Origin of the sequence: Enterobacter sp. CGMCC 5087 (assembly GCF_003144775.1) — a bacterium.
GTDB classification, from domain to species: domain Bacteria; phylum Pseudomonadota; class Gammaproteobacteria; order Enterobacterales; family Enterobacteriaceae; genus Enterobacter; species Enterobacter cloacae_M.
This window is the reverse complement of the sequence record NZ_QFXN01000012.1, coordinates 1-7,182: the sequence shown is the minus strand read 5'-3', so window position 1 is coordinate 7,182 and position 7,182 is coordinate 1. Positions and strand designations below refer to the sequence as shown.

7 protein-coding genes and 1 pseudogene are annotated in these 7,182 nt (G+C 59.1%); all 8 read right to left on the bottom strand.

All coding sequences use genetic code 11. The features are described 5' to 3' along the window. On the bottom strand, positions 1–1,154 hold a 1,154-nt coding region (locus DEO48_RS00125; RefSeq protein ID WP_219932999.1), incomplete at its 3' end, for a pyocin knob domain-containing protein. Positions 1,155–1,199: 45 nt separating this feature from the next. Further along, positions 1,200–1,763, bottom strand: coding sequence for a YmfQ family protein (locus tag DEO48_RS00120; protein ID WP_109843950.1), 564 nt, complete (start codon positions 1,761–1,763; stop codon positions 1,200–1,202). Beyond that, positions 1,760–2,935 (bottom strand): baseplate J/gp47 family protein, encoded by a 1,176-nt coding sequence (locus tag DEO48_RS00115; RefSeq protein WP_109843949.1) that lies wholly within the window; start codon positions 2,933–2,935, stop codon positions 1,760–1,762. Before DEO48_RS00115 ends, DEO48_RS00120 begins: the two co-directional genes overlap by 4 nt. 1 nt (position 2,936) lies before the next feature. Beyond that, positions 2,937–3,374: a phage GP46 family protein gene (locus tag DEO48_RS00110; protein WP_109843948.1), complete on the bottom strand. Its 438-nt coding sequence runs from the start codon at positions 3,372–3,374 to the stop codon at positions 2,937–2,939. Next, a complete protein-coding gene (locus tag DEO48_RS00105; RefSeq protein ID WP_181366946.1) occupies positions 3,371–3,964 on the bottom strand; it encodes a phage baseplate assembly protein in 594 nt (197 codons plus the stop codon). The genes DEO48_RS00110 and DEO48_RS00105 overlap by 4 nt, the downstream gene beginning before the upstream one ends. 32 nt (positions 3,965–3,996) lie before the next feature. Further along, positions 3,997–5,070 carry a phage baseplate assembly protein gene (locus tag DEO48_RS00100; RefSeq protein ID WP_109843947.1) on the bottom strand — a complete coding sequence of 358 codons (1,074 nt, stop codon included), beginning with the start codon at positions 5,068–5,070 and terminating at the stop codon, positions 3,997–3,999. Further along, positions 5,067–6,437 carry a DNA circularization protein gene (locus tag DEO48_RS00095; RefSeq protein WP_109843946.1) on the bottom strand — a complete coding sequence of 457 codons (1,371 nt, stop codon included), beginning with the start codon at positions 6,435–6,437 and terminating at the stop codon, positions 5,067–5,069. Before DEO48_RS00095 ends, DEO48_RS00100 begins: the two co-directional genes overlap by 4 nt. 69 nt (positions 6,438–6,506) lie before the next feature. Continuing rightward, positions 6,507–7,182, bottom strand: a pseudogene (locus tag DEO48_RS26670) (hypothetical protein); the annotation flags it as partial.

Genomic DNA, 7,182 nt, shown 5'->3' with positions numbered 1-7,182 from the left:
TTGGTATAATCAGTGAGCCCAAGTCGGCCCATCGTGATATACCCTGATGCCAGATTCACTGTAAACGGACGCAGGCTGTTATAGCTTCCGTGCGCGTCGCCGCTGTTGGTCAGCATCAGGTAGAGATTGCCGCCATCTTGCCGCCAGAACGCGCCGTAATTCCCGTACACAATGCGGTAGCTGTTCGCGGACGTGCTGACAATCTCGTTGGGGTTGGTCGGTCCGTAGAGTTCGTTCCAGTCCTGCCACGGGCCATTGGTGCCATTCCAGGCCGCACTCAGCCCGCGAATGAATTTTCTCCTTGAACTAAAAGTGGTGTACTCCTGTTGGCAGCCGTAGGCGCTGGGGGTTGCAAGCAACGTACCGGCTTCTGCGATGGGATAATGACTTGCAGCTGTCGCATCAGCGTTGGAGACCTGATGGTAAACCCCGGCACTGGCATACGCGCCGAGTGTATTCAGGTCTGCATTAAGGTCAGTATCCGCCAGAGGTAGAGCGTCCATGTCAGTGGCAGTAGGTTTATTTCCCGTGTGGTACAGCTCAAACCAGTTATTCCAGGCTCCTGCCGCGTCGCCATTATGAGTGCGGAATGCGATATGGTTTCCATTGCCGTTGTACTGGGTGGCAATCTGCGCATTGTATTTGCCGCTGGAGCCTGAAAAATCAAGAACCGACCCTGTAAACCCCGGTGAGTGAGTTGCGTCATTGTAGCCAAAGCTGACCGAGTTTGCGGGTAACCCGTCAAAATCTGTTACCGCCCGCCCTGCCCCCGCAAGAACGGTACGCAGGGCCAGCGCACCACCATTGACCAGCACACGCCCGGCAGTGACGTCATCTCTTGATGTCTGTATATCTGCATCCGCTGCACTACCCAGCTTTACGTTTCCGTGTTCGTCGGGTTGGCGTTCATTGACGGTTTTCACCATCCCTTCCGTACTGGTGTTCAGCAGCTGCGCGATGGCCTGATAAACCTGCGTGTCATCATTCGGGTCAATCGTGATCCCGGCTTCTTCGCACAGGTGGACCAGCTCGCGCTGCAGCGTGTTCAGCCAGGCGGCCATCACCCACGTACACGGAACCTGCGTTTGCGGGTCGCCGTCCGTAAATTCACCGTTCGCGTCAGCGGTGTTTGTGCTGCTTCCTATTTTTTGCATGTGTTTGTTCCTCGCCGGTGAAGACGATTAATAAAATTTTAAAGGTCAGTGACTAAAAATCAGCAGGGTTTCAGACGGTGATTCGCGGGTCAGGGTGCAGACCATCTGCTGGTATGCGTCATAATTATCCGGCGTCACCGGCGGTGATATGACGGCCACGCACCAGGTAAACGGCCAGCCCCCCTGATTCAGGGCCTGACCCGCACCGGACATGCCCGCCCGAAAGGGCCGGTATTCGGTTATCCGGACAGTAAACCCAAGAGCCCGGGCAACGTCTTCATAGTATGTGCGGGACAGTGCTCCGACGGAGGTCAGCTTTGCCACCACGGCGCGCCGGCGCGCGTCAGAATCCTCCGTCATACCGTACACGCAGGGGTCCGGCAGGCCCAGCGTCAGCTCCCACTCAGGCAGAAAGGCATCCGCTGTGGCCGGATACGCCCCGCTCAGCAGCCCCAGTGCGTCAGCGTCACTCTGGCGGTAACCCTCTGCAAGTGCACGCAGAACGGCGACCTGCACAGCATCCCGACTCTTGCTCCACGCCGGCCCTGATGGCATCAGTGCCAGCAGGGCGCGGGTATAGTCATCCGTAGAAAAGCGGCCCGGGATCATGTGTAAGTCATCTCCCCGGTGATGGCCAGTTGCCCGATGCCCGGCCTGATATTATCAACCGGCGCGGTCAGCAGGAACCCTTTCGTGCCGGGCACGCCGGCAATGGCCAGCTCAATCGAGGAGAGGTCAATAACCACCGGCGGCGTATCGATGGCCGGCTTCACGCCGGGGCGGCCTTCGTTGTAGAACACCTGGTCTACAGCCGCCTTTATGGCCGCTTTCGTCTCTATCGTCGCGGTGCTGATGCCACGTATCTCAAAATCCACCGGCAGTGGCACAGGGCCACAGACCCAGACCTCAGCCGTCACGTTATGCTGCGGATACAATGCGTCCGCCACGCGTCCCTGATCGCCGGTCGCCACGTTCGCATTATCCGGTTCAAAACGTGATACGCCGTTATTGCCGACCGGGAAACCGTCCGGATGCCCGCTGACCCCGTCGCACATAATATAAATTCCGACCGTACCGCCGCCCATTAAGCGACGGACCACCCATGCGCGGGTGATGCCCGGCACCTCAAGCGCCCATCGCTCATAGTCCGTATCGTTACCCCCCTGCGCCGTATCCTGCCAGGCCAGCAGCATCCTTGCCCGAAAGGCCGCTTCCTCCTCAATGTCAGCGCCACCGGCGATGGCCGTCACGGCCGTCACGGTCGAATCCACCCCGGCAAGGGCCACATCCAGCGTCAGGAGCGTCCCGGCGGGGGCATTGCCGGCATTCCCTCCCCCTGTCGGGTCCGTTGCCGGATCCGGTAAAATGGCGGTTATCGCCCCCGTTCCCTTCCCGTCAGGCCCCAGCGTCACCTCCGCATCAATGCGGTATTCGTAGCCGTCGCTGCGGCGAACGCTGCTCCCGGCAGGCACGGTCCTTCCCGCCATTCCGTCCATCAGCACCTGTGAGCAGGTCGCCGCGGCCGCAGGCTTACGAAACACATTCTTGAGGGCCGCCCAGCCCGCCAGCCATTCATCTGTAGCCGTATACGGCGTGGTCTGCAGCGCCAGATAATCCAGATAGCCATAATGCAAATGCGCCATGCCGGCATCGGCATTGGCAAGCACGCGCAGGTTTGAAAATCGTAGCAGAGACCCCAGCCCTTTTCCCCGGAGCTCCGACTCAATAAACGCCACGTTACGCGCGCGCAGTTCGCTCAGTGTTGGTCTTGCAAACGGCATATTACTGCTCCCATACCCATGAATATTTTACGCTCTGAGCCGCCTTTCCGGGCTCCTGATACGCCACGCCGACCAGCAGCGTCCGGGGATAAACGATACGTGTCCGGACATCAATTCGGCTGACCACGCTGTCATCCAGCAGCCACTGCAGCGCTTCCCGGCAGTAGTCCTCCGCTTTGCCGGCCACCTGTACCGTCAGCTTCTGACGGCGCAGCAGCCACAGACGGGATCCAATCTGATATTCCTCGCCGGTGTCGCCCCACCATCCCCGTCGATCGCTGCCATCAATCTGATCGTCATTGCGCGCCAGCCGGTCGGTGAAGAGACTGATGTAAACCGCCGTCTGCAGATCCTCACCCTGCTGCAAATCACCTGGGACCACTATCCAGTCAGCCGCGCTCCCGTCCGGGGCGGGCCAGAGAGTACGAATATCGCTCATGGCTTATCCTTCGTCGGTTCTGTGGTTTTGGTGGCGTTCCCGGATTCAACGCCTTCCACGTCGTGATCGTGTTTAATGTAGGCTTCACGGAGCGATTTCAGCGTGGTGGTATTGCCCTCGCAGTTGTCCTGAATATCACCGGTGCACTGTAGCAGCGGCGTTTTCATCATGACTCCTTGCGCCGCCTCAATAGTGACCAGGGTGGCCTGCTTCACATCGACTGCCTGGCCGTTCGCCTGCACCTCAATACCGCGTTCAGTCAGCTTCACGAACTGGCCCCACTGGCTGTAAATCACCGTTTCCCCCGGATTAAGCCCGCTGTGACGGTAAGCCGAGTTATTCGTTGCAATCACGATCCCCGATGACCGGTCTCCGCCAATACAGGCAATCAGCACGTCCGTTCCTGTCGGCAGTCCGGACGAAAACCCAAACTCGGCCATACGCGGCGTGCTGCCCCTGACCTCCAGCGGGTGCTGATACTGCAGGACCTGCACGCCCCCCGCATCCTTTATGGCCGTCACTTTTCCCGTGGTAAGCGCCATCATCGACTTCCGGTACAGCACCCGCATCCGGCCCTCAAGCTCACCGATTTTTTTCAGGAGCGTCAGATATAGCGGCTCTCTCATTTGTAATTCAGCTCCATAATGTTGCTGTAGAACTGGTACGGCTCCACGATGAACGCCTGAGGTGGCATCAGCACCATCTGCGCCGTGGTGCCGCGATCGTCCTTCTGAAAGGTCACCTCACCCAGCAGCCAGGCGTCATTATCGAGATTCAGCTGCGGGGCCGTGACCGGGATAAGGGTGTTGGGCTCCCACAGCGTCCCGTCCGTATCCCGCCAGCTGTCCACCGTCACATGCAGCACTCTGGAGCGCCCAAAGCGGCGGTTCATCTCCCAGTTGATATACTGCTGCGCCGCGCCGTAGGTATTGAGCGTGCTTTCAATCAGCGTCACCAGATTCCGGTAGCGCATACCGGCGATTTCCGGATCGGTAGCCGTCGCAAGCGTCACGGAGGCGTAACCCTCATCCGGTGAAATTTCGGTCACCGCCGTGGTGGGCATCGAGATGCCGGTATACTCCGAGTAACGGCCGTCACAGGAACTGTCATACCACGCCGCCTGAATGTTCCGCCCGACGGCCACGCCGCTGGCCGCGGTACGTGTACCGACCCGCGTCAGCCACAGGCTGCCGTCCGGCAGGTCGTAATACAGCAGGGCCGCCCAGCGCATCATCCGGTCAATCACCTCCTGCGACGATTCCCCCCAGTTGAGCGAGAACTGCGGCACGTTCTGCAGGTCACTCACATCCGTCCCGACGCTTATGCCATACGGCGCTGCCAGCTTCTGCGCTATCTGCAGGGGCGTCGCATTCTCAATGACGTTGTTTGGCCAGATGGCCGAGCAGTCCACGAGGTCCTGACATTTACCCCGCCCCGAGGCGTGGACCTCGTGGCGCGAGGGCCCAATCATGGCGCTCCAGCGGTCAAGGTAGCCGGTCACCACCGGATCATCTCTCAGACGTACCACGCAGGGCTCCCCTGGCACCACCAGCTGCTTTTCACCGGAGCCCGGATAATAGTCCATCAGCGACAGGGAAAAATCTGACGGTAAATGCTCAATACTTCGGGTAACCCGCACCTGGTCCCATCCGGAAATTTCCCGACCGCCGACCTCAAGCGTCAGTTCATCATTCATTCGCTCAGCGCCTTAAAGGTACGGGGCATAAATGCCGGGTGGACGGGGTTGGCCATATCGGTCAGAGAGTCCGAACGCCCCGCATCCTGATAAAGCCGGTTGGCAAGAAACAGGGCCGGAAGGGTGGCGCTGAAATGCTGCTGCACCATCGGTGCAAGGCTTGCGCCCCGCTCCTGAAGCAGCGAAATGGTCTGAGCACGCAGCACCATCAGGGCATCATAGAGGCCGTCCTCACCGTTATCCCCGGCATTCAGCATGGCCTGGTCAAGCGTGTCACTGACCGCATCGAGAAGGCTCATGGCATCGTCATAGCTTCGCAGCGGCACACTGGCCGCCGCACTCGCCATCGCGCCGGCGCTCAGCGCGGTAAAAAAACGGACCGCAATGCCGGATACAACAGTCGCCCCACCCGGAGGTTGCCACTGTGGATCGGTAAACCCCGAGAGTGTCTGCATCGCGTAAACGCGGTCAGCCGGCGATGGGATCACCCGTTGCAGGCCGTTAATCACATTGAGGGCATCACTGGCGTAAGTTTCCGGCGTGGTGTCCTGCAGCAGTGAACCCAGTGTTTCCTGAACAGCTTTCGTGTTCTGCGTGGTGGAGGCCAGCGACGCCTGCACCTGGGCGGACGATGAAGGGTTGCTGAAAAGGCCATGGTTATAGCGGCCGTAGGTTTCACGGCTGAACGTATTGTGCAGGGAATTGCCGAGGTTGCTGGCGGAATCCATGGTGCTGGTCACGCTGCGTGCCCAGAAATCAGCGGTGTTGTGCAGCGTTTTCATGGTGCTGTCAAACCAGTTCAGCGTCCCGTGTATTTCACCGGTAAAGGTGCCCACGGCCTGCGCCGCGACCGACAGCCAGGAGGTCTGGACGGTAGAGGCCGCATCATCAGACCGGGTAATGGCAAAGACCCGCAATCCGGACTCAATGACCGCCAGCGTAAACGGAAACACGTTCCCGGCCATCGTATCGCTAATCTTCAGGCCGCCATCCGGCACGCTGACCGTCAGCTCACCCAGCGTCGGATGGACCAGCGTCCCGGCGCTGCCCGTTTCGCAAGCGGCTATCAGCGAGTCCCGCTGCGTCATCACATCCGGAGCGGTATACAGGCGACTGCTCTGCACCAGAAAACCGCGCAGCGTGAAGCGCCGCGTACTGCGCCCGATATCTTCAATCCATGCCTGGTCACGGTAAGGATACTGGTGCACGGCCTGCCGGCGGCCGTAGCTGCCCTCTCCCCCTTCAACGGCGAAAGGGACTCCACGAAAAGAGGCTTTATGCAGATGTTCAGACCAGACCCAGCTGTCACCGGAGGGGCCAAACAGCGCATCTTTAGCGGAACTGACCGCATCATAAATTAAGGTCATCTTTTCTCCGGACACAAAAAAGCCCGCGCGGTGCGGGCTGCCAAGGGATAAACGTAAGCGGTCGTTATGTCATGAAGTCATGGATGTGGAGACTCGCGCGCCAAACGGAACCTGAACGCGTTTCTGCTCACCGTTCGCGTTTGTCAGCGTCACTTCCAGCCGGGCTTTCCCATCCTGCCCGGATTGCGCCACCATGTCTTTCAGTACTTTTGTCAGTTCGGCCGTCTGGTCGGGCGTGATAATGCCGGGCTGTTCACCCTGGCTTCGCTGCGCCAGCAGATAATCCGGGTTTCGCTTCCCGCTCCAGCGCGGATCGAAAATGGCGTCATGTATCCCGGAATCAATCTCGTTGCGGCTGAACGGCTGTGTGCCCTGCTCCTCTTTTATCATCGCCGGTAGCAGTCGCTTCAGCACATCCGGGGAGTGAAGGTCAATATTTTCACCAGGTTTAAAACCTGTCTCACGGGACACATCCGAAACGTAATTTTCAACGTTATTTTCATTGTGCGGCGCGAAGGTGCTGATCACATCCTGCAGGGTATGCTTACCCCGATCGCCGTACAAAAATAATTGTCGTGACGCAGCGGCCAGACCGTCCTCATCCGAACCGAACCGGGAAAAATAGCCATTTTTTCCGGCGAAGACCTTGCCGGTTTCATTCGATGCAGAGCGCAGGTTAAGCGGATTATGGTTACGCAGTCCGAGCGCATTATTTCGGGGCTGGTCATACATGGAGTTATTGCCT

What these genes read in the sequence shown, in the direction of transcription:
- DEO48_RS00120 (WP_109843950.1), bottom strand. Translation starts at nt 1,763, where the DNA reads ATGATCCCGGGCCGCTTTTCTACGGATGACTATACCCGCGCCCTGCTG.
- DEO48_RS00115 (WP_109843949.1), bottom strand. Translation starts at nt 2,935, where the DNA reads ATGCCGTTTGCAAGACCAACACTGAGCGAACTGCGCGCGCGTAACGTG.
- DEO48_RS00110 (WP_109843948.1), bottom strand. Translation starts at nt 3,374, where the DNA reads ATGAGCGATATTCGTACTCTCTGGCCCGCCCCGGACGGGAGCGCGGCT.
- DEO48_RS00100 (WP_109843947.1), bottom strand. Translation starts at nt 5,070, where the DNA reads ATGAATGATGAACTGACGCTTGAGGTCGGCGGTCGGGAAATTTCCGGA.
- DEO48_RS00095 (WP_109843946.1), bottom strand. Translation starts at nt 6,437, where the DNA reads ATGACCTTAATTTATGATGCGGTCAGTTCCGCTAAAGATGCGCTGTTT.